Annotated in this window: 21 protein-coding genes; 12 read left to right on the top strand and 9 right to left on the bottom strand. The window is 62.1% G+C overall.

Going from position 1 to position 19,898, the window contains the following annotated elements; all coding sequences use genetic code 11:
* Positions 1–269 precede the first annotated feature (269 nt).
* The 5 genes from MRS74_RS22520 to MRS74_RS22500 all read right to left on the bottom strand — a co-directional run bounded on the left by MRS74_RS22520 (position 270) and on the right by MRS74_RS22500 (position 5,755).
* On the bottom strand, positions 270–1,088 hold the full coding sequence (locus MRS74_RS22520) for a DUF2726 domain-containing protein (RefSeq protein ID WP_254582538.1): 819 nt from the start codon (positions 1,086–1,088) through the stop codon (positions 270–272).
* 634 nt (positions 1,089–1,722) lie between these two features.
* Positions 1,723–3,018: a Ni/Fe hydrogenase subunit alpha gene (locus MRS74_RS22515; RefSeq protein WP_254582537.1), complete on the bottom strand. Its 1,296-nt coding sequence runs from the start codon at positions 3,016–3,018 to the stop codon at positions 1,723–1,725.
* Complete coding sequence (locus MRS74_RS22510) at positions 3,015–3,806, bottom strand: NADH-quinone oxidoreductase subunit B family protein (protein WP_254582536.1); 792 nt, start codon at positions 3,804–3,806, stop codon at positions 3,015–3,017. The genes MRS74_RS22515 and MRS74_RS22510 overlap by 4 nt, the downstream gene beginning before the upstream one ends.
* 3 nt (positions 3,807–3,809) lie before the next feature.
* Complete coding sequence (locus tag MRS74_RS22505) at positions 3,810–4,640, bottom strand: FAD/NAD(P)-binding protein (RefSeq protein ID WP_254582535.1); 831 nt, start codon at positions 4,638–4,640, stop codon at positions 3,810–3,812.
* Complete coding sequence (locus tag MRS74_RS22500) at positions 4,637–5,755, bottom strand: 4Fe-4S dicluster domain-containing protein (RefSeq protein WP_254582534.1); 1,119 nt, start codon at positions 5,753–5,755, stop codon at positions 4,637–4,639. The genes MRS74_RS22505 and MRS74_RS22500 overlap by 4 nt, the downstream gene beginning before the upstream one ends.
* Positions 5,756–5,885: 130 nt before the next feature.
* On the opposite strand from MRS74_RS22500, the gene hypF reads away from it, so the two are divergent.
* From hypF to dacB, 10 genes are all read left to right on the top strand, one after another.
* Positions 5,886–8,204: a carbamoyltransferase HypF gene (gene hypF, locus MRS74_RS22495; RefSeq protein WP_254582533.1), complete on the top strand. Its 2,319-nt coding sequence runs from the start codon at positions 5,886–5,888 to the stop codon at positions 8,202–8,204.
* Entirely contained in the window at positions 8,197–8,715 is a 519-nt protein-coding gene (locus tag MRS74_RS22490) for a hydrogenase maturation protease (RefSeq protein WP_254582532.1), read from the top strand. Before hypF ends, MRS74_RS22490 begins: the two co-directional genes overlap by 8 nt.
* The gene (locus MRS74_RS22485) at positions 8,703–9,044 is read left to right on the top strand and encodes a hydrogenase maturation nickel metallochaperone HypA/HybF (protein ID WP_254582531.1); all 342 of its coding nucleotides are present in this window, start codon (positions 8,703–8,705) and stop codon (positions 9,042–9,044) included. Before MRS74_RS22490 ends, MRS74_RS22485 begins: the two co-directional genes overlap by 13 nt.
* Complete coding sequence (gene hypB / locus MRS74_RS22480; RefSeq protein WP_254582530.1) at positions 9,044–9,769, top strand: hydrogenase nickel incorporation protein HypB; 726 nt, start codon at positions 9,044–9,046, stop codon at positions 9,767–9,769. Before MRS74_RS22485 ends, hypB begins: the two co-directional genes overlap by 1 nt.
* Before the next feature lie 2 nt (positions 9,770–9,771).
* Positions 9,772–10,014 carry a HypC/HybG/HupF family hydrogenase formation chaperone gene (locus MRS74_RS22475; protein WP_254582529.1) on the top strand — a complete coding sequence of 81 codons (243 nt, stop codon included), beginning with the start codon at positions 9,772–9,774 and terminating at the stop codon, positions 10,012–10,014.
* Entirely contained in the window at positions 10,011–11,165 is a 1,155-nt protein-coding gene (hypD, locus tag MRS74_RS22470; RefSeq protein ID WP_254582528.1) for a hydrogenase formation protein HypD, read from the top strand. The genes MRS74_RS22475 and hypD overlap by 4 nt, the downstream gene beginning before the upstream one ends.
* Positions 11,152–12,171, top strand: coding sequence for a hydrogenase expression/formation protein HypE (gene hypE / locus MRS74_RS22465; RefSeq protein WP_254582527.1), 1,020 nt, complete (start codon positions 11,152–11,154; stop codon positions 12,169–12,171). The genes hypD and hypE overlap by 14 nt, the downstream gene beginning before the upstream one ends.
* 108 nt (positions 12,172–12,279) lie before the next feature.
* Positions 12,280–13,176, top strand: coding sequence for an EamA family transporter (locus MRS74_RS22460; RefSeq protein ID WP_254582526.1), 897 nt, complete (start codon positions 12,280–12,282; stop codon positions 13,174–13,176).
* Between the two features lie 91 nt (positions 13,177–13,267).
* Positions 13,268–13,462, top strand: coding sequence for a hypothetical protein (locus MRS74_RS22455; protein WP_254582525.1), 195 nt, complete (start codon positions 13,268–13,270; stop codon positions 13,460–13,462).
* Positions 13,463–13,631: 169 nt separating this feature from the next.
* Entirely contained in the window at positions 13,632–15,092 is a 1,461-nt protein-coding gene (gene dacB, locus MRS74_RS22450; RefSeq protein WP_254582524.1) for a D-alanyl-D-alanine carboxypeptidase/D-alanyl-D-alanine endopeptidase, read from the top strand.
* A gap of 82 nt (positions 15,093–15,174) precedes the next feature.
* Here dacB and MRS74_RS22445 read toward each other — a convergent pair whose 3' ends face one another.
* On the bottom strand, positions 15,175–15,597 hold the full coding sequence (locus tag MRS74_RS22445; protein WP_254582523.1) for a hypothetical protein: 423 nt from the start codon (positions 15,595–15,597) through the stop codon (positions 15,175–15,177).
* Positions 15,598–15,856: 259 nt separating this feature from the next.
* Between MRS74_RS22445 and MRS74_RS22440 the strand changes: the two genes are divergently transcribed.
* A complete protein-coding gene (locus MRS74_RS22440; RefSeq protein ID WP_254582522.1) occupies positions 15,857–16,297 on the top strand; it encodes a DUF4399 domain-containing protein in 441 nt (146 codons plus the stop codon).
* A gap of 24 nt (positions 16,298–16,321) precedes the next feature.
* On the opposite strand, the gene MRS74_RS22435 is transcribed toward MRS74_RS22440, so the two are convergent.
* The 3 genes from MRS74_RS22435 to MRS74_RS22425 all read right to left on the bottom strand — a co-directional run bounded on the left by MRS74_RS22435 (position 16,322) and on the right by MRS74_RS22425 (position 19,535).
* Positions 16,322–17,356: an acyltransferase family protein gene (locus tag MRS74_RS22435; RefSeq protein ID WP_254582521.1), complete on the bottom strand. Its 1,035-nt coding sequence runs from the start codon at positions 17,354–17,356 to the stop codon at positions 16,322–16,324.
* Positions 17,357–17,553: 197 nt separating this feature from the next.
* Positions 17,554–17,964 carry a GFA family protein gene (locus MRS74_RS22430; protein ID WP_254582520.1) on the bottom strand — a complete coding sequence of 137 codons (411 nt, stop codon included), beginning with the start codon at positions 17,962–17,964 and terminating at the stop codon, positions 17,554–17,556.
* A 95-nt stretch (positions 17,965–18,059) separates the two neighbouring features.
* Positions 18,060–19,535: an AAA family ATPase gene (locus MRS74_RS22425; RefSeq protein ID WP_254582519.1), complete on the bottom strand. Its 1,476-nt coding sequence runs from the start codon at positions 19,533–19,535 to the stop codon at positions 18,060–18,062.
* Here MRS74_RS22425 and MRS74_RS22420 point away from each other — a divergent pair.
* Positions 19,534–19,680: a hypothetical protein gene (locus MRS74_RS22420; protein ID WP_254582518.1), complete on the top strand. Its 147-nt coding sequence runs from the start codon at positions 19,534–19,536 to the stop codon at positions 19,678–19,680. The two genes, MRS74_RS22425 and MRS74_RS22420, sit on opposite strands and share 2 nt — an antisense overlap.
* Positions 19,681–19,898: the final 218 nt, after the last annotated feature.

The raw sequence follows: 19,898 nt of genomic DNA, 5'->3' as shown, positions 1-19,898 counted from the left end.
TCATCCTTGCGCTGTACCCGCCTCCCCTTGGCTATGACACAGCCTGTCGGCGGCAGGGCTAGATGAGATGAACAGGCGTGCAGATCGAGCCTGGAAAGCAGCAGCTGCGCCGCCCGCTAAGGTATCAGACCTTCCAGCGGCTGACTCAGCGACTCATCCTTGCGCTGTACCCGCCTCCCCTTGGCTATGACGCAGCCTGTCGGTGGCAAGGCTAGATGAGATGAACAGACGTGCAGATCGAGCCTGGAAAACAGCAGCTGCGCCGCCCGCTAAGGTACCAGACCTTCCAGCTGCTGACTCAGCGGCTCATCCTTGCGCTCTAGCTGCAGTGGCATGCGCTGGCGACAGCCCGGTGCCAGGCTGCAGGCCCAATAGGCTTTATCTGGCGCGGCACCTTTAGGTGCCCGCTGCAGCACCATGGGTGCTGCGCAGCGCGGACACTCAATACTCTTGGCGCTTGACGAGGCTGAGGAATCCGCCGCCGCACTGTCCGGCCGTGCCGACAGTGACAGGCCACCAGCGACTATCGACTCAAATACGGGTTCGCGTTCGGCTCTTTGCTGTGCTGGTGTCAGCGCCGGCATCGGTGGCTCAAAGAGCGCATCGAACTGCAGACCAATATCCGCAACCTGATAGCTGGCCTGCGCAGGCACTCGCAGCAGTGGCAAACCGGCCTGTTCACAGATCGCATCCAGCTGCAGGTCGCGGCCTGCCATTTTGGACTGACGCCGCGAGGGCGCATCCAGCTCCACCGCACAGACAGGCTCCAGTGCCGCCCGGGTACAAACCAGAAAACTGAATTGCCGGCCGTCCAGCCCCGCCATGGCCGCATCCAGGGCCGGCCCTTCCAGGGTCTCGTCCACCGTCACCACATCGGCCAGCGCGATTCGCGCCAGCACGCGGTGGTCAGTGCCCACGGCCTGCTCCAGCACTTCCAGAAACCGGCACTGTTCGTCGTTCAGCAGCCGCTCGCCGAGCTCATAGCACAGCACCTCGTCATCGTCTGGAGCCCTGCGACGACGCAGTACCAGTATCACCAGAGCCAGCACCACCAAAGCCACCAGAACAGGCCAGTTAAACCACTGCATTTGATAAAATTCCTATGGATCACGGTAATAAGACACTTCAGGTTACGCACGGTCGCCGCAAGCATGGCGGGCCGGATCTGGCCCTAGGCACGACGACCTTTCCCTGACAGCCAGGTAGGAGCTATCTGGCAAGCAGCCCACTACAGCACCCCATGGCTGAACGGCAGCCAAACGGAGGCTTCACTGCGAACGGGCAGCCTGTCGGGCTTGGCCTGTCGTAGCGAGGGAAAGACCGATTTGTTCAGCACGTCCATGTGCTTCACCCCTTCGGGGTTTGCACTTTCAATCGCTCCCGGCGATTGAATGAGTTATTTTTTGAGCTCTTTTGAGACGATAAATCGGCAGGATAGCCGATTTACACAGTCTGAGCTGCCCACCGGACAAGCGACAGGGATCTAGCTTGTGAATAGTGGTTCTATTTAACACTTGGAACGAAGTGGAAAGAACCGCTTTAGCGGGGTCGCAGACCGAGGAGCCTGCGACGAGTAATAAAGAGCACACGAAATAACCCCTTTTACCGACCGGAGAGAATCGGCTTTTCCACACGACCGCATGGATGCGGGAGGTACGAGGTAGGGCGAAGCAGGATGCCCGAGCCGAGTAGATCCATGTTAAGTCCGACAGGCTGCTATCGTCAGGAGCGATGCACGCGCAGATCCAGAAAATGCACAGAACAGGAGATGCAGGGGTCGTAGTTGCGGATCAGCCGCTCGGCATGGAACTGCAACTCCCGGTCACTGTGTTCCAGGCCAAAATCCGTCAGGCTGCGGTATAGATCGGCTTCAATACGGGCCTGATTCTGGCTCGTTGGCGGGATGATACAGGCGTCGCGAATAAAGCCGCCATCGTCGACACGATAATGATGGTAGATCAAGCCGCGCGGCGCTTCGGTGCAGTGCGCCCCCCAGCCATCCCTGGGGGTGTCCTGGACACAGGCCGCCTGCGGCTGATAGTCGCTCAGCAGGCGCTGGGCTTCGAGAACCGTGAAGTAGCACTCAAGCGCCCGCGCCTGGATGCTGTGATAAATATTGTCACTGGGAAAACGGATGCCGCAGTCCGCGGCCAGTTCGCGCACAGCTAGCGGTAGTTGATCGAAGTTGAGGTTCATGCGGGCCAGCGGCCCCAGCAGGTAAGGCTCGCCCTCCAGCAGCGAATAGAGCGCGGTGGAGTGAGGCTCCTGATGCTCCCTGAAATACTGCTGATATTCTGTGGCGGCAATGTCCAGCCCCTGGCTGCTGCACAGCCGCCCTTCATTCATGGCGTAATCGCTGTCGTGATGCAGCGCCACACTGGTGAAGCTCTGATGATCCTCCGGCAGCACCAGACTCGCCGTCCAGCGAACCAGTGCTGCGGCATCCTGCAGCGCCTGCGTCAGGCGCCGCTGCAGCATGGCGACCTGCTGCCGCGCCGGTGCCTTGTGGAAACCACCGACCTTGAGCCCCACCGGATGCACCGACCGGGCACCGCTGAGGCTGATCAGGTCATTGCCCAGCGCCTGCAGCCGCAATCCGCGGCGCACCTCCTCGGGATGGGACCTGGCCAGGTCCATCATATGCGCGCACCCGAGAAAGTCTGGCAACGCCAGGAAGTGAATATGCAGGGCATGGCTCTGCAACCACTCGCCACACTGCAGCATCCGGCGCATGCGGCTTATCCAGTCGCCGGGCTCGATACCCAGGGCATGTTCGATCGCCCGCACGCCGGTCATCTGGTAGGCGATAGGGCAGATGCCGCAGATACGCGACGCGATGGTCGGCTGCTCGCTGTAGTGCTTGCCTTCCAGAAATTTTTCGAAAAAGCGCGGCGGCTCGAAGATACGCAGTACCGCACGCTCAAGCGTGTCGCCACGACAATAGAGTTCCAGCGCACCCTCGCCTTCCAGTCGGGTGATGACCGGCACACGCAAGCGGATATTGCGCGGCTCGGTCATGGTTCCAGCTCCTTCAGCGGAATGCGCCAGCGCGCCCAGGCATTCTGAAATGGCTTCACTCCGGCGCTGATAGACACGAAGCGCTCGGCCACCTGGTTGGCGGGAATGCCCAGGCCAACAAGCCGTTCACCGAGCGCATCGCAGTTGGGCTGTTCGGACGGTCCGAAGCAGGTGTAGCAGGGGGCGCCAAAGGACGGACAGAGGGCGCCGCAACCGGCTTGTGTCACCGGCCCCATACAGGGCGCAGCCTGACTGACCAGCACACACACCTGGCCGGCACGTTTGCATTCCTGGCATACTTTCTCGGTCGGCAGCACCGGCGGCACGCCGTGCAGCAGCGCCCGAATGGCGGCGATCAGCTGGCGCTCGCTGATGGGGCAGCCCCACAACTGCAAATCCACCTTGACCCGCTCTGCCACGGATCTGGAATCAGCCAGAGAATCAAGATACCCGGGATCGGCATAGATGGCGCTCGCCCAGTGCTCGGAGTCTTTTACATTGCGCAGTGCCTGCACGCCGCCGCTGCAGGCACAGGCGCCGATCGCCACCACAAACCGCGACTGTTCGCGCACTTGCCGGATACGCTCTTCATCCTCATGGGTGCTGATACTGCCCTCGACGAAGGCGATATCGACCTGCGCGTCGGGATTGTTCACACCCGCCTCGATGAAGTGCTGGATATCCACCAGCTGAACAAGTGTCAGCAGGTTCTCGCCCATATTCAGGATCACCGACTGACAGCCAGAGCAGGATGTGAGCTTGTGAATCGCGATGCTAGCCCTTGCCATCGTTCAATAGCCCTCCAGTAAAAACCATTCCTTGATATCGGCGACACGGAAAATCGGCCCCTCCCGGCAGATAAAGGGCGTGCCCATCTGACAGTGGCCGCAGAGCCCCAGGGCACATTGCATGTTCCGTTCGAGACTGACAAAACAGTTCTGCAGACTGACGCCGACCGCCTCCAGGCCACGCATGGACGCACGGATCATGGGCTCCGGCCCGCACATCATCACCGTGCAGTTGTTGACATCAAACTGAGCCTTGTCGATCAGGGTCGTGACCATGCCGAGCGACCAGGGAAACTGCTCCTGCCGCTCTTCGCTCGCCGCCAGCAGCACCTGGCAATCCGGCACCTCGCGCCAGCGCTCGTACTGCTCCTGCCACAGCAGATCCTCCCGGTGCTTGACGCCCTGCATGATCACCAGACGCTGATAGTCCGTGCGCGCGGCGATAATCCGCCGAATGGCCGCAATCACCGGGGCACACCCCAGTCCTGCGGTAATGAACACCAGATCCCGGCCGCGGGCGTCCTCAATCGGCCAGCTGTTGCCATAGGGGCCCCGCAGGCCCAGCGGTGCGCCCGTTTCAAGCGCTACCAGCGTGCGGCTGATCCGCCCCACCGCCCGGATAGTGTGCTGCAGACAGCCATGCTGATAGTCCATGATCGAGATCGGCACCTCGCCCAGGCCATAGAGATACAGCATGTTGAACTGACCGCAGTCGAAGTGAAAACGCTGCTGGGCCTCGGGCTCCACCAGCTGCAGCGACAGCGTTGCAACGTCCGGTGTCTCCATGACCTTGTCGACCACCACCGCCTGCTGCGGTAACCAGGGATCATTCATTCGCCTGGCTCCCGGGTTTTTACTTCGGTGCACAGGCGCCGGGTTTCCTCGACAATATCGATGCCCACCGGACACCAGGTAATGCAGCGGCCACAACCGGTACAGCCGCTGCGATCGTACTGATCGTGCCAGATCGCCAGCTTGTGGGTCAGCCATTGCCGGTATTTGTGTACCGCGCTCTTGCGCACCACATGCCCGACCAGATAGCTATGCTCATCATTGAAACAGGTATCCCAGCGCCGCACCTGGGTGCTCTCACTGGCATCCAGTGGCGACTCCTCGTCGACCCGGGAACAAAAGCAGGTCGGACAGACCGCCGCGCAGTTGCCGCACGTCAGGCAACGATCCGCGACAGACTGCCAGAGTGTTTCGTCATCCCGCGCCAGATAAAGGGGCTTGCGCAGATCCCGCGAGGGCAGTGCCCGCTGCTGCACTCGCGCCTGTTTTCTCAACGCCTTGCTGCGCCGCTTGTGCCCGCCTGCCAGCGGCCGGATCGGCAGCCGGACCAGCAGCGCCCGGCCCCGCGCACTGCAGGCTTGAACCATAAAGCCCTGATCCAGTTCATCGAGCACCAGGTCTGTTCCCTCGCCAACCTCAGGACCATCGCCGGTGGATACGCAGAAGCAGGTCGCGGCACTGCGGTGGCAGTTGACACCAATCAGCAGCAGTTGCTCACGGCGAGCCTGGTAATGGGGATCGGGATATTCTCCCTGCAGAAAATGCCGATCCTGCAGCGCCAGCGCCGCCAGGTCACAGCCCCGCAGGCCTATCACCGCCGTCAATGGCACCTCCTCGCGCACGGCTTCAAACCGCAGCCCCCCTGCCACTTCACGGGCGACCATCAGTGGTTGCTCGGGTGTGAACAGCCAGGGCTTGAGCCCCTGGGCGGTGCCCACCCAATCAAAGTAACGCCCATGTGCCTGCTGCTCCAGCCGGTAGCGACCCGGTGCCTGATGATCGACCAGGCCGGCCGGAAGCTGATCGACCGTATCGATTTCACGATACACGATGGCGCCCTGTTCGGAGGTCGGGCCCACAACCCGGAAGCCATCGCTGTGCAGCAGGTCAAACAACTTGTCCAGGTGCCGGTGTGGCAAGAAAGCGGTCTGGTTCATACCCCTTCCCGAATCTGAGGTCTTAAAGTTTCTTCAGCATAGTCCAGACGGTATCGGACAGGTCTGCATCCAGCCCACACGATGCGCGATCCGGTCATATACTTGCAGCAGAGCGCGTCCGGGAGCCACGATGGAACAGCAGATCGCCGAAATCCGTATCCGCGGCACCGTTCAGGGTGTGGGTTTTCGCCCCTGTGTCTGGCAGCTAGCGCAGGACATGGCCCTGTGCGGCGATGTACGTAACGATGCCGACGGCGTACTGATCCGGCTGTTCCCGGCGACAGCAGCAGACAGTTTCCGGCAACAGCTCGAAGCTCGCCTGCCCCCCCTGGCGTATATCGACCATATTGGCATCCGGCTACAGACCTGCAGCGAGCCGCCGCAGGCGTTCAGCATCCGCGACAGTCATACCGGAGCCAACCGGACCCAGATCCTGCCGGACCTTGCCACCTGTGCGCTCTGTCGCAGCGAAATATTCGATCCCAGGGACCGCCGTTACGGCTACGCATTTGGCAACTGTACCCAGTGCGGGCCGCGCTACTCGATCATCGCCGGCATGCCCTACGATCGCGATCAAACCGCCATGGCACCCTTTGCGCTGTGCGCCGGTTGCCGGGCTGAATATGAACAGCCACAGAACAGGCGCTTCCACACCCAGCCCACCGCCTGCGCCGATTGCGGCCCGCAACTCTGGCTGGCCGCACCCGATGGCGCTGTGCTGGCCCGTCAGGATGCCATCAACCGGGCGGCGCACCTGCTGCAACAGGGCCGACTGCTGGCCATCAAGGCCACCGGCGGCTTTCACCTGGCCTGCGATGCCCGGAACCCTGCGGCCATAGACCGGCTGCGCCACTTCAAGCGGCGCCCGGACAAGCCGCTGGCGGTGATGGTGTCTGGTCTGTCACAGCTCGGTGCGGGCGCCCGATTTGATGATCACGAACGCGAGCTGTTGCAAAGCCCAGCCGCGCCCATAGTGCTGCTGCATGCGCTACCAGGCCACTGGCCAGCCAACCTCGGTCCCGGACTCGACCGCATTGGTGTGATGCTGCCCAATACACCGCTGCAGCATCTGCTTCTGGCCGCCCTGGACGGCCCCCTGGTGATGACATCCGGCAATATCGACGGTGCGCCGCCCTGTCTCGACAACGCCAGTGCCATGGCACAGCTGGCACCCGGTGTCGATGCCCTGCTGCTGCACGACCGCGCGATCCTGCACCGCGTCGATGATTCCATCGCCCAGGTCATCGCGGGCCGGCCCCAGCTGCTGCGCCGAGCGAGGGGGTATGCCCCGGCCGGCATTCGCCTGCCCGACGCCATGCAGGGCGCCGACGGCATCATGGCGCTGGGCGGCGATCTGAAAAACGCCCCCTGCCTGCTGCGACAGGGCCGGGCCTACCCGGCACCGCACCTGGGGGATATGGAAAACCCGCAGCTGCAGCTGCAGCTGTGCCAGACGATCAGCGACCTCAGCCGGTTGCTGGACTGCCCTCCCCGGCTGATTGCCTGTGATCCCCACCCCGCCTACCACAGCCGGCGCCTGGCTCAGAATCTCGCTGCCGAGCTGGGTGTGCCGCTGCTCGACGTCGCCCATCATCATGCCCACCTGGCCGCCTGCCTGGCCGAACACCGCTATCCGGTCGCGGGCCCGCAGGTCCTGGGGCTGATACTGGATGGCAGCGGCCTGGCACCGCAGGGCAGCTCCCACCCACTCTGGGGTGGCGAAATCCTGCTGGCGGATTATCGCCACTGCAGACGCCTTGATGGCCTGCCGCCGGTTGCATTACTCGGTGGCGACAAGGCCGCACGCGAACCCTGGCGCAACCTGCTGGCCCAGCTGGAGCGCTGGTGCCCCGACTGGGAAAACCCGGCCATGACGGGCCTGCCCGCACTGCAGAGCCTGCAGCAGCAACCGCTGGCCAGCCTGCGGCTGATGATCAGGCAGAACCTGAACACACCGCTGGCCAGCTCCTGCGGCCGGCTGTTCGACGCCGTCGCGGCGCTGCTCCAAGTGGCACCAGAGCACCAGAGCTTTGAAGCCCAGGCGGCCATGCAGCTTGAGGCCCTTGCCCGGTCGGCGGACCCGGCCGGCCTGCCGGAGCTTGATTTGCCATGTGCAACAGAACCACTCGATCTGGCCCGGTTCTGGCACCAGTTGCTGGCCTGCGCCCGGATCGAAACCCCCGCCAGGACAGCCCTCTGGTTTCACCGTGCGCTGGCCCGGCTGCTGGCACAACGACTGGAGGTACTGGCGCACGAACGGGGTTGCAGCACCCTGGTGCTCGGCGGTGGCTGCCTGCAAAACCGGCTGCTGCAGCACCTGCTGCATACCCCACTGGAGGCCGCAGGTTTTCAGGTACTGATACCGCACGAGGTGCCGGCCAATGATGGCGGGCTCGCGCTGGGCCAGGCGGCAGTAGCCTGGGCCCGCAGGGAGGCCGCTGATGACTGACGTAATTCTCCTTGCCCTGGGCCACCCCGATCGCACGGATGATGGCTTTGGCGAACGGCTGCTGCGGCGCTTCGAGACCGACTATCGGCGCCCCCCTGGCCTGCTCAGCCTGTATGCCGGCCACCTGCCGATGTCGCACTACGAACGTATCGCCGGCTGCGCCTGGCTGGTGCTGCTGGATGCCGTACAGACCGACAGCCCCACGAGCGACATTATCGTCGCCGATCCACTGCCGGCGCTGGACGCGGAGCCCGCAATCGCCGTCCATCAGATGGGGGCGGTACAGCTGCTGCAACTGCTGGAGGTGCTGGGTGATCGGCCTGCACGTATCAGCCTGGTGGGCGCCGGTTTCGCGTCGCTGGACTGGGGCAACGGTCTGAGCGGCGCGCTCGAGGCCCGCCTTCCCCAGGCCAGCCGGGCCCTGGCCCATCTGCTGCGTTCAGGTGGCGTGACGCTGTCACCACGCCCGCCACCGGCGCTTCAAGCGGAAGTTTCTCCATGCATGAACTGAGCCTGTGCCAGAGTCTGTGCCAGAGTCTGGAGCAGGAGATACGGACACGTCGGCTTACCCGGGTGCTCAGCGTTCAACTGGCCGTGGGCAGCCTCAGCTGCGTAGAACCCCAGGCGCTGGAGTTCTGTTTCGGTGCCATGGACAAAGCTGCACCTCTGAACGGCTGCAAGCTGTATATCCGACGCCAGCCCGGCGACGCCCGCTGCCGCCAGTGTGCCAGCTGCTATCCTTTGGAGCACTGGCTCGATCCATGCCCCGCCTGTGGCGCACTGGAACGGGACCTGGCAGGTGGTGACGACGTGCTGATTGAACAAATGGAGGCATACTGATGTGTGGTATTTGCGGCTGTGATTTACCGGAGCCCAGACTCATCTCTGAGTTCCCCCGTGCGCCTCTGAAGATAACGGCGGCGCCGCAAACCATCACGCTGCATCAGGATTTGCTGCACGCCAACCGCGATCAGGCCGCGCTTAACCGCGACTGGTTCAGCCGCCACCGCCTCAGTGCCATCAACCTGGTATCCAGCCCCGGTGCCGGAAAAACCACCCTGCTGGAACAGACCCTGACCCGGCTGCGCGGACGCCGCGGCGCACTGGTGATTGAAGGCGATCAGCAGACCGAACTCGACGCCGCCCGCATCCGCGCCACCGGCACCCCGGCGGTGCAGATTCAGACCGGTCAGGCCTGCCATCTGGACGCATCCATGGTACACCGCGCCCTGCACCAGCTGCCCGAAAGTGACGGTGCGCTGCTGCTGATCGAAAATGTCGGCAACCTGATCTGCCCGGCCATGTTCGATCTCGGCGAAAAGGCCCGGGTGGTGCTGGTTTCGGTCACCGAAGGCGATGACAAACCGCTCAAGTACCCGTCCATTTTTCACCATGCCGAGCTGCTGCTGATCACCAAGACCGACCTGTTGCCCCATGTAGAGTTCAATATTCAAAAATGTATCGAGTATGCCCGCCGGATCCAGCCCGACCTGCCATATCTGGAACTCTGCGCCACCCGAGGCGACGGCATGGCCGCCTGGCTCGACTGGCTGGAGGCACAATAAGCATGTGCCTGGCCATCCCCGCCTGCATTGTTTCAATCAGCGATGCGCACCACTGCCTTGCCGTCGCAGACAGCGGCGGCGTGCAGCGCCAGATCGACCTGAGCTGCGTGGTCGATGATGCGCCCGCTGAACGCCTGGTGGGGCGTTGGGTGCTGGTGCATGTCGGCGTCGCCCTGGCACTGATCAGCGACGAGGAAGCACGGGCCTCGCTGGAGCTCTGGTCGCAACTGCAGGAGCTGCCATGAAATACATCGACGAATTTCGCGATCCTGCCGCCGTGGCCCAACTGGTCGACCAGATCCGCTGCCGCGCTGCCGCGCTGCCGCCCAGGGAGCAGCCCTGGCAACTGATGGAAATCTGCGGTGGACATACCCACACAATATTTCGCTTCGGGCTCGACCAACTGCTGCCCGATAACATCGAGTTTATCCACGGGCCCGGCTGCCCGGTCTGTGTACTGCCCCAGTCGGTCATCGACCAGGCCATTGAGCTGGCCCAGCGCCCGGATACGCTGCTGTGCAGCTACGGTGATGCCATGCGCGTGCCGGGCCATAACGGCAGCCTGCTGCAGGCCCGCGCCGACGGCGCCCACACTCAGGTGGTCTATTCGCCCCGCGATGCGCTGGACATGGCGCACCGGCACCCCGGCACCCAGGTGGTCTTTCTCGCCATCGGCTTCGAAACCACGGCCCCTGCCACCGCGCTGGCGATCAGGGCAGCGGCCCTTGCAGGTCTGACTAATTTTCGCGTGCTATGCCACCTGGTAATGATCGAACCCCCAATGCGGGCATTGCTGGCAGATCCTGAATTGCGGATTGATGGCTTTATAGGCCCGGGCCATGTCAGCCTGGTCACGGGCAATGCGCCATTCGAGTTCATCCCCGCCGAGTATCACAAGCCAGTGGTCATCAGCGGCTTCGAACCGGTGGACCTGCTGCACTCGGTCCTGCTGCTGTTGCAACAGCTGCAACACAACCAGGCCCGCATTGAAATTCAGTATCGACGGGTAGCCACTGCTGGGGGCAACCGCGGTGCACGTCAGCCGGTGGAGGCTGTTTTCGAGCCTGGCCCCCTGGCCGAATGGCGTGGTCTGGGGTTGCTGCCCCATTCCGGATTGCAACTGCGCCCGGCGTACCGTGCATTCGACGCCGCTGCCCTGCTGATGGATAGCACCCAGCCGGCAACAACTCAGGCCACAGCGCCCGCCCCGGAGGCCGACCCACGCTGCCGTTGCACCGCGGTGCTCAGCGGCAAGCTAAAACCGGGCCAGTGTCCGCTGTTCGGCCGCGAGTGCACCCCCAACGCCCCCCTGGGCGCCCTGATGGTGTCATCGGAAGGCGCCTGCGCAGCCTGGTATCAATACCGCCACCAAGGCCCCTCCGATGGCCCGCACTGAACGCATCAGTCTGGCCCAGGGCAGCGGCGGCGAACCCATGCAGCGCTTGCTGCGGGAACTGATCTGGCCCGCATTCGACAACCCGATTCTGGCCCGGCAGGAAGATCAGGCCCGGCTGGCATTCGAACTCAGGCCCGGCGACCAGCTGGCATTCACCACCGACAGCTTCGTGGTCACACCCTTGCAGTTCCCGGGCGGCGATATCGGTACCCTGGCGGTGAATGGTACAGTCAATGACCTGGCCGTCGGTGGTGCTCTGCCGCGTTATCTCAGCTGTGCGCTGATTATCGAGGAAGGCCTGCCAGTAGACCTGTTGCAGGAACTCTGTCGTTCACTGGCAGAGGCAGCGCGCGCTGCCGGTGTCCAGGTCGTGACCGGCGACACCAAGGTCGTGCCCAGGGGCGCGGCCGATGGGCTCTTTATCAATACCAGCGGACTCGGAGTTATTCCCGCCGCTATTGATATCGGCACCCATCGCCTGATTCAGGGTGATTGTCTGATTGTCAGCGGCCCGATCGGCGATCACGGGGCGGCCATTCTGGCCAGCCGCCAGGAGCTGGCGCTGCACGGGGACCTGCGCAGTGACTGCGCCAATCTGTGGCCCTTGATCCAGACGCTGCTGCCCAACCCCGGTCTGCATGCACTGCGTGATATGACCCGGGGCGGACTCAATGCTGTGCTGCATGAATTCGCCGAGGCTGCAGACGCCACCTTGCTCATCGAAGAGCACGCGCTACCTGTGCGCACCGCGGTTCGAGGCCTGTGTGAACTGCTCGGGCTGGATCCACTGCACCTGGCCTGCGAGGGGCGACTGCTGGCCGCCGTAGCACCCGAACAGGCTGTTCAGTTACTGCAATGCATGCAGGCACATCCCCTCGGGCAGGGCGCCGCCATTGTTGGTCAGCTGACACCAAGGCGCAATGTGCCGGTGATACTCAATGGTGTCTATGGCGTTGAGCGGACACTGGCGCCGGTATCCGGCGAACTGCTGCCCCGCATCTGTTAGCTTCTGCCCCGGGTCACAACAAACATCAGCAGGATCTATGCTTTCTCGCGTTTACCCTGCGTAAAGCCGCTACAATCCGCTTTTTCGGCATATACACATGGACAACCGATGAACAGAAAGGCATGGACGCTCGCCCTGCTGGTAATACTGGCCTGGGGGTGCAATTTCGTCTTTATCCGCTGGGGACTCGATGAACTCCCGCCCATGCTGCTCGGTGCGCTGCGCTTCATCTGTGTCGCCTTTCCGGCGATTCTGTTTGTGCGCCGGCCGGCACTGCCATTTCGCTGGCTGTTTGCCTACGGTATCACCATCAGTTTCGGCCAGTTTGCCCTGCTATTCAGCGCCATGCACCTGGGCATGCCCGCTGGCATCGCCTCCCTGGTACTCCAGGCCCAGGCAATTTTCACCCTTGTTTTCGCCCTGCTGTTTCTCGGTGAACGCTGGCAACCGCAGCAGCTCTGGGCACTGCTGATTGCCGGGGCCGGGCTGGGCGTACTGGCCAGCCAGGCAGACCCGACCAGCATGACCCTGGCGGGCTTTGGCCTCACGCTGGCAGCCGCTGCCAGCTGGGGTGCGGGAAATATTATCAATCGCCATATAGGCAGCCATGGGTCCATCGATCTGGTGAGCCTGGTGATCTGGGGCGCCCTGATTCCGCCGCTGCCCTTTATGCTGATGTCATATTTTATGGAAGGGCCTGAACTGATCATGGCCAGCCTTGCGGGAATGGGCATCAAGTCGCTGGTGTCGCTGACCTATCTGGCGCTGGTAGCAACCATTTTCGGCTATAGCACCTGGGGCTGGCTGCTCCGGCACCATCCGGCCTCACGCGTAGCACCACTGACGCTGCTGGTGCCGATAGTAGGGCTGTTATGCGCCTGGCTGATTCTGGATGAGAGCCTGTCAGCGATGCAGGCGGTGGGCATTGTCCTGGTCATGCTGGGGCTGCTGGTAAACAGCTTCGGTCAGCGCTGGCTGCAGCAGTTCAAACGCGTCTTGGCCTGACGCGGCATCAGAGCCGTCACGCCAGGGAACTTCTTGCAAAAGCAGACCGCCTAATCCATACCTGTAGTGTCTGTTTTTGCGAGGCTTCCCCATGTACAAAACCAAACGCTGGACAGCCGAACAACTGGTGAAGATGAATGAAGAGTCTTTTCTGGTTGAGGCACTGGACATGATCCGCCTGTCCCCCGAGCTCAGCGATGGCAGCAATGCCATCGACGCCATGAAAAGCAAGCTCGATGCCCTGGAGGCTGCCCTGGGCATTCGCCTGGACGGTCTCCAGGACTGACAGCCTCCACCTTGCAGGCTGGGCCCGGCCAGCCTGCAACCCTCAAGCCGCCGGCATCCCACCGCATTCAGCTGCCACATTCCCCTGAACTGTTATCCTTGATCAGTGACCAACCCTCTTGAATTACCGACCAAACTGCTGCCCTTCGGGCCAGGATCCTGCCACTACCATGAAACTGCGATTTTTCCTGCTGTTGTTTGTAAGCCTTGCAACTATCAATAACAGCGCCCATGCCGAAGCCCCCGCCGGCAGCTGGCAGTCCCTGCTGGCTCTGGCTCCCAGCGGCAGCCAGATTGGCCTGCGCGTCGAGCCGCTGGATGCCGGCGGCAGCGTTCGCATCGATTATCAGTCTGACCTGCTGCTGCCCCCGGCCAGTACGCTCAAGCTAATGACCGCCTATGCCGCCGAGCTGCAGCTGGGGGGAGACTTTCGCTATCAAACGAGGCTCTGGCGCCGGGGTCAGCAGCAGAACAAGCGCTGGCAGGGCGACTGGCGACTGGAATTCAGCGGTGCACCGGACTTCAGCCGCGCCCAGCTGAGCCAGTTGCTGGAACAGATCAAACTGAGCGGCATTACCCATATCAGCGGTGATCTGCTGCTGGACAGCAGCGCCTTCGATGGCTACGACCGCGGCAATGGCTGGCCCTGGAACAACCTCGGCGTCTGCTACAGCGCTCCGGCATCAGCAATCATACTGGATGGCAACTGCGTGGCCGCAAGCCTGACCCCCAAAGCACCGGGCACAACCGCAGGTTTCTTTGTACCGCCGCACCAGCCGCTGGATGTCACCAGTGAAGTCGTGACCGTGACCTTGCAACAGCAGCTGGAGACACTGTGCGAACTGGAAATGGATACAGGCCCCGGCAATCAATACCGTCTGCACGGCTGCGTGGCCAACAACCGCAAGATCGTACCGCTGAATTTTGCCGTCAATGACCCTATCGCCTTCACCCGCGACATCATTGCACAGCAGTTGCAGGAACTTGGTATTCAGCTGCAGGGGCAGATTCGCGGCGTCAGCGACGCCGGCAGCAACTGGCAGGCCGTGATGCAGCTCGAATCCGCACCACTGTCGCAGCTGTTGACCACCATGCTGCAGGACTCGGATAACCTGATCGCCGACAGTCTGCTGAAAACCCTGAGCAATCAGGCCGGCAGCCCGGGCAATTTTCGCAACGGTGTCCGCGTCATGACCGCCCGACTGGAAGAGGCGCTGGGGCAACGCCTTGAACCCGCCACCCTGGCGGATGGCTCGGGCCTGTCGCGGGACAATCTGCTGCAGCCCTCCCAGCTGGCCGCGGTGCTGCGCCAACTTGCCCGCATACCCGGGTCCAGCAGTTATCAGGCGCTGGCGGTAGCCGGCGAGTCCGGCACCCTGCGCTATCGCAGCACCCTGCGAAAGCCGCCCCTGCAGGGCAACGTGCGCGGCAAAAGCGGCACCATCAATGGCACCAGCAACCTGGCCGGCTATATCACCGGGGCCTCGGGCCAGCGCTATCTGTTTGTCTTGATGGTATCGGGAATAAGCCTGAGCGATGCAGACCGACGGGCATCCTGGCGTGATCCGCTACAGCACCCGGTACGGGCGTTCGAGAAGGCCATGCTGGAATGGATTTACCAGCGCGGCTGACATAAAACGACAAGGCCCGAAGCACCCCCTTCAGGGGCAAGGCTTCGGGCCTGTTTAGGGCGGGCTTAGTGTCCAGGCGGACCTATTGCGCGGTTTTTGCTTCAGCCTCGGCCGGCATGCTTTCCTCGGTGCCCATAACGTCCTTGGCCATATCCATAGTCGCATCGGCGGCGCTGACGATTTGAGTGGACGCATTAGTCGCCATGGCGGAGGCTTCCGAGGCCACATCCGCGGCCATATTCTCAGCGCCTTCCACCATATCAGTGGTGGTTTCTGTCACGGCATCGGCGGCATCGCTCGCCATGTCCTTGCCGTCTTCCAGCATCGTTTCAGCCTTTTCCTCAACGACCTCTACGGTGGTTGGCTCAGGCGCGACCTGGGCTTCTTCTGCTGCCGGAGCCACAGCCGGCACCTCAGCCTTTTTGTCAGTCTCGTCATTACCGCAGCCGGTCAGGGCTACAGTGGTCAGTAGTACCGCAGAACACAGCAAATAAGGCAGTTTCATAACTCTCGTCACTCCATGTCGTTGAATAAGCGGGACCCGCAATACAGCAGACGCCGCATCGGGGCAGTCGGTATCGGGTAAGCCGGATAGCTTCAATATATACCCGAATCCCCGACACCTTCCAAAAGGTGCGTTCAATGTGCACCGGCGCGCCTTAACCGCCCCTGAGCAACGCATTGTGGTCCATACTGAGCCGGGTCGGCAGCAACTGTCCGACGATGCCCGATCACGAACAAAACCAAAAATATGGACGGTTCTTATGCACCTTAAATCAACACTTCTCAAAACAACACTGCTGGGTGTCGCACTGCTGGCACCGCTGAGTGCTCCGCTCGTGCAGGCCGAAACGCCCACCGCCTCAAGCGAAGGGGCTCGTGTCTATATTATTTCGCCCGCCAATGGTGACACTGTACCCCAGACCTTTACCGTTCGTTTTGGTCTCAGTGGCATGGGCGTGGCGCCGGCCGGCACCGACAAGGCAGGCACCGGCCACCATCACCTGCTGATTGACCGGGCCGAGGTACCACCTGCGGGCATGCCGATGGATTCTACCGTGCAGCATTTTGGCGGCGGCCAGACCGAAGTGGAGCTCAGCCTGGAACCCGGAGAACACAGCCTGCAGCTGCTGCTCGGCGATATGAAACACGTCCCCCATGAGCCCGCCGTGCTGTCGGAGAAGATCACCATTCAGGTGAAATGACTCTGCACTGGCTGACCTGAGCCCTCACCAGCCGATCAGCATGCGGCTGTGCCGCGGCCAGGTGCGCCTTACCAGCCAGGCAACGGCGTAGCTGCCCGCGGTCGCCAGTAGCAGGGACAGCAGGGTCGCGGCCAGATTGACCAGAGCCCCGGGGTGCATGGTTTTGAGCCCCGGCAGCAGCAGGTTATGTACCTGTGTGAGCACCATGGGATGGATAAAAAACAGCGCAAAACTGGCGGCGGACACCTGCAAGAGCCAGGGCTTTTCCGGTCGCGTCGTCAGCCAGCTGGCAAACTCCAGCAGCACTATGCACAAAAACAGCTTCTGCCAGAACATAAGGTCGACCCCGTTGAAGGTCAGCGCCGCCTTGTGATAATTGGCCAGGTGCGGGAATACCAGCGTCTGCAGAACCACAAACAGCGAGACGCCCAGCAGAGACACTGCAAAAATCAGCCGATGATGCCTGTTGAGCACAGCGAAATGCATCGAATACAGGATGCCGACCAGGTAATAGGGCGTGAAATAGACCAGTGACTGCAGCACATTGGCGTTACCCAAAGGCCGGTGCACGAGCATCGCCATCAGCGCAAACTCCAGCAGCAGCAGCAGGCGCGCCACCAGGCTCGCCCGGATAAAAAGCAGGTACAGCGGCGACAGCGCAAACAGCGTCATGACAAAGGGGATATACCAGTGCGGGTATAGAATATAACCATCATTGACCTGCCAGTAGATATTCTCGACAAACTTCGCCACCGTCATGCCCGGCTTGCCGAGCCAGATTTGCATCAATGGCAACAGCGCCACCAGCGAGATCACCAGAAACGGATAGAACACGTTCTGCACTTTCTTGCGCATAAAATCGCCGTACTCAAAACGGCGATAAAATACGCTGTGAAAGAAAAAACCCGAGATAAACACGAACACGGCCGTACCGCCGGCGAACAGATTCTGCAGCGCCAGGGGTAGCGTTCTGTCGACATTCACAACCGCGTGCCCAAGAATAATCACCAGGATGGCGATACCACGCAGATAGTCGAACTCCAGATAGCGCTGTTTCAAGCTTGTACCTTTCCTTGCGCCCAATGCGGCGCCTAGCAGTCGGTCGGACTTAACACTGATCGACTGCGCAAACGCCCGACAGGCTGCTGATTCGAAATCCGGTTATCCGGACACTGCCAAAAAGCCAGAGATACACCTCTGGCGTGGGGTTTAACAGCCGGCAAAGTACCGCATCAGAAAGGAGCTGCCGGCCGGGCTCAGTTCGGATAATCGTCAAACTGCGGCAGCGCCTCTGTGGCAAGATCCCAGTTAGCCCGGCTGGCGCAGAAAATATGCGCTTCGGGCAGAATCCCCGGTTCATCATCCAGCGAACCGGCCGGCACCAGCACATAGCGGCCGTCATCGCTCACATGGGGCACCGGGGCGCCACAGGTCCGACAGAAACTGCGCGCAAAGCGCTCGGCCTCATTCAGCCTGAAGTGCTGCACCTGCTCCGTGCCGCCAAGCCACTGCAGCTGATCCGGTTTGCAGAACAGATTGCTGGCATGGGATGAACCTGTAGCATGGCGACAGCGGCTGCAATGACACATCAAGAAGCGCCTGAAGGCGCCATCGATACGGTACTGCACGGCGCCGCACAGACAGCGCCCCTGCTTGACGGAGTTCATAATAAATCCTCGCGGAATGCGCCTGAATAGGGCCTGAAAGATCCGCTCGCATCGGGCATCAGTGGCAGAAATCACAGACGTTCAATTGCGTAAAATCAGTCGCAGGGCACCGTCCTGCTATGCGCCCAGTGTCGCAGCTGCGCCACCGGTTCAGCCATCAGCACCGACAGCGGGCGGGTCTCTGCCAGCTCCTGCAGCAAGCCTTGCGTGTCCAGCTTCCCTGCTTTGGCATGGGCGGCATAATAGGCCGAGACCACAGCCTGTTCAATCTCGGCGCCGGAAAAGCCGTCACTGCGCTGCACCAGCATGTCCAGATCAAAATCGGCAGGTTCCGCACCATGGCGGCGCAGGTGAATGCGCAGCGTTTCGGCCCGCGCCTGGGCCCCTGGCAGGTCGACAAAGAACACCTCGTCAAAACGCCCCTTGCGCACCAGCTCCGGCGGCAGCACCTGAATGTCATTGGCCGTCGCCACCAGAAAGACCGCGCCGCGCTGCTCCGACATCCAGGTCAGCAGCGTACCGAGAATGCGCCGCGACGTGCCCTGGTCGCCCTCCCCCGTGGCAAGGCCTTTTTCGATCTCGTCGATCCAGAGCACGCAGGGCGCCATTACCTCGGCGGTCACCAGAGCTTCGCGCAGATTGCGCTCCGACTCACCGATATACTTGTCGTACAGCGCACCGGCATCAAAGCGCAGCAGCGGCACACCCCAGCTGCCTGCGACCGAACGCGCCGCCAGGCTCTTGCCACACCCCTGCACCCCCAGCAGCAAGACCCCGCGCGGACGCCGCCCGCCGGGCGCACCGGCCTCGCCCAGAAAAAACGGCCGCCTTGTCGCGAGCCACTGCTTCAGGCGCGAGAATCCCGCCACCTGGGCGGGACTCACGCTGTCGTACTCAAACTGCAGTACAGCATCGCTGCCCAGCAGGCGGTATTTGGCCTCGGTAACCTGAGGCAGATCCGATGCGGTGATAGCGCCGTCATCCGCCATCGCATTGCGGGCCAGGCGGCGCACATCGATACGGGGCAATCCCCGCATGTTACGTACCAGCATCGCCAGCGCCTGGGGACTGGTTTTCACCGGAGTGCCGCTTTGCCGGCTCCACAGGCGTGCTTCCTGGCGCACGATATCTTCAAGCTCCGCGGCGTCTGGCAGCGCCAGCTGCACCCGGGCGCTGAACTTTTCCAGCTCCGCCGGAACTGTGACCTCATGACTCACCAGTACCAGGGTATGGCACTCGTCCAGGGCAATATCCTTCAGCAGCCGTATATGTAGCGGGTCATCGAGAAAGGGATGCAGATCGGCCAGCATATAGATACCAGGCTCGCGCACCGCGCGTATGTGTCCCAGCGCGTCCCCCGGCTGAGCATGCAGCCGCTGCGCGGGCATTGCGGTATCGAGGCGCGCCAGCCCCTCGGTCAGGCTCCACTTGAACAGCGGCCGGCGCTCGTGACGTACCAGATCGCACAACAGCTGCTGCACCCCTTTTTCGTCGTGACTGCTGATGACAATAAGGGCGATGCGAGAACGCAGCAGCGCAGCTATATCATGCAACTCGGAATGGGAATTCATGGGCATCGGCTCCGTCGGCTTTGTTCAGGCGGGCTATTGTCAACCGGGGTATGTCAGCCAGGCCATTTCAAACGAGCTATTTCAACCGAGCTATTTCAAACGCGAATTTTCTGGCCAGGGCGGCGCTTTCAGTGGAGCACCCTGATAGGCCCGCACCGGCAGGAAGCGCCTATCCGCATTCCAGTCATCCAGTGCTGCCCTGATAGTTTTTTCATGGTGACCGAGCTAAAAAGTGCCACTAGCTTTGTCACTCTGAAATCAAACTCATAGTTAATCATTATTACAGCTATTTCAAACGCGAGTTGTCGGGCCAGGGCGGCGCTTTCAGTGGAGCACCCTGATAGGCCCGCACCGGCAGGAAGC

Origin of the sequence: Marinobacterium sedimentorum, assembly GCF_024267675.1 — a bacterium.
GTDB classification, from domain to species: domain Bacteria; phylum Pseudomonadota; class Gammaproteobacteria; order Pseudomonadales; family Balneatricaceae; genus Marinobacterium_A; species Marinobacterium_A sedimentorum.
The sequence above is the reverse complement of the archived record's forward strand: the minus strand, read 5'-3'. Positions and strand labels throughout refer to the sequence as shown.

Coding starts and splice junctions, on each gene's coding strand:
- MRS74_RS22520 (WP_254582538.1), bottom strand. CDS start 1,088: ATGCAGTGGTTTAACTGGCCTGTTCTGGTGGCTTTGGTGGTGCTGGCT.
- MRS74_RS22515 (WP_254582537.1), bottom strand. CDS start 3,018: ATGACCGAGCCGCGCAATATCCGCTTGCGTGTGCCGGTCATCACCCGA.
- MRS74_RS22510 (WP_254582536.1), bottom strand. CDS start 3,806: ATGGCAAGGGCTAGCATCGCGATTCACAAGCTCACATCCTGCTCTGGC.
- MRS74_RS22505 (WP_254582535.1), bottom strand. CDS start 4,640: ATGAATGATCCCTGGTTACCGCAGCAGGCGGTGGTGGTCGACAAGGTC.
- MRS74_RS22500 (WP_254582534.1), bottom strand. CDS start 5,755: ATGAACCAGACCGCTTTCTTGCCACACCGGCACCTGGACAAGTTGTTT.
- hypF (WP_254582533.1), top strand. CDS start 5,886: ATGGAACAGCAGATCGCCGAAATCCGTATCCGCGGCACCGTTCAGGGT.
- MRS74_RS22490 (WP_254582532.1), top strand. CDS start 8,197: ATGACTGACGTAATTCTCCTTGCCCTGGGCCACCCCGATCGCACGGAT.
- MRS74_RS22485 (WP_254582531.1), top strand. CDS start 8,703: ATGCATGAACTGAGCCTGTGCCAGAGTCTGTGCCAGAGTCTGGAGCAG.
- hypB (WP_254582530.1), top strand. CDS start 9,044: ATGTGTGGTATTTGCGGCTGTGATTTACCGGAGCCCAGACTCATCTCT.
- MRS74_RS22475 (WP_254582529.1), top strand. CDS start 9,772: ATGTGCCTGGCCATCCCCGCCTGCATTGTTTCAATCAGCGATGCGCAC.
- hypD (WP_254582528.1), top strand. CDS start 10,011: ATGAAATACATCGACGAATTTCGCGATCCTGCCGCCGTGGCCCAACTG.
- hypE (WP_254582527.1), top strand. CDS start 11,152: ATGGCCCGCACTGAACGCATCAGTCTGGCCCAGGGCAGCGGCGGCGAA.
- MRS74_RS22460 (WP_254582526.1), top strand. CDS start 12,280: ATGAACAGAAAGGCATGGACGCTCGCCCTGCTGGTAATACTGGCCTGG.
- MRS74_RS22455 (WP_254582525.1), top strand. CDS start 13,268: ATGTACAAAACCAAACGCTGGACAGCCGAACAACTGGTGAAGATGAAT.
- dacB (WP_254582524.1), top strand. CDS start 13,632: ATGAAACTGCGATTTTTCCTGCTGTTGTTTGTAAGCCTTGCAACTATC.
- MRS74_RS22445 (WP_254582523.1), bottom strand. CDS start 15,597: ATGAAACTGCCTTATTTGCTGTGTTCTGCGGTACTACTGACCACTGTA.
- MRS74_RS22440 (WP_254582522.1), top strand. CDS start 15,857: ATGCACCTTAAATCAACACTTCTCAAAACAACACTGCTGGGTGTCGCA.
- MRS74_RS22430 (WP_254582520.1), bottom strand. CDS start 17,964: ATGAACTCCGTCAAGCAGGGGCGCTGTCTGTGCGGCGCCGTGCAGTAC.
- MRS74_RS22420 (WP_254582518.1), top strand. CDS start 19,534: ATGGGCATCGGCTCCGTCGGCTTTGTTCAGGCGGGCTATTGTCAACCG.
- MRS74_RS22425 (WP_254582519.1), bottom strand. CDS start 19,535: ATGAATTCCCATTCCGAGTTGCATGATATAGCTGCGCTGCTGCGTTCT.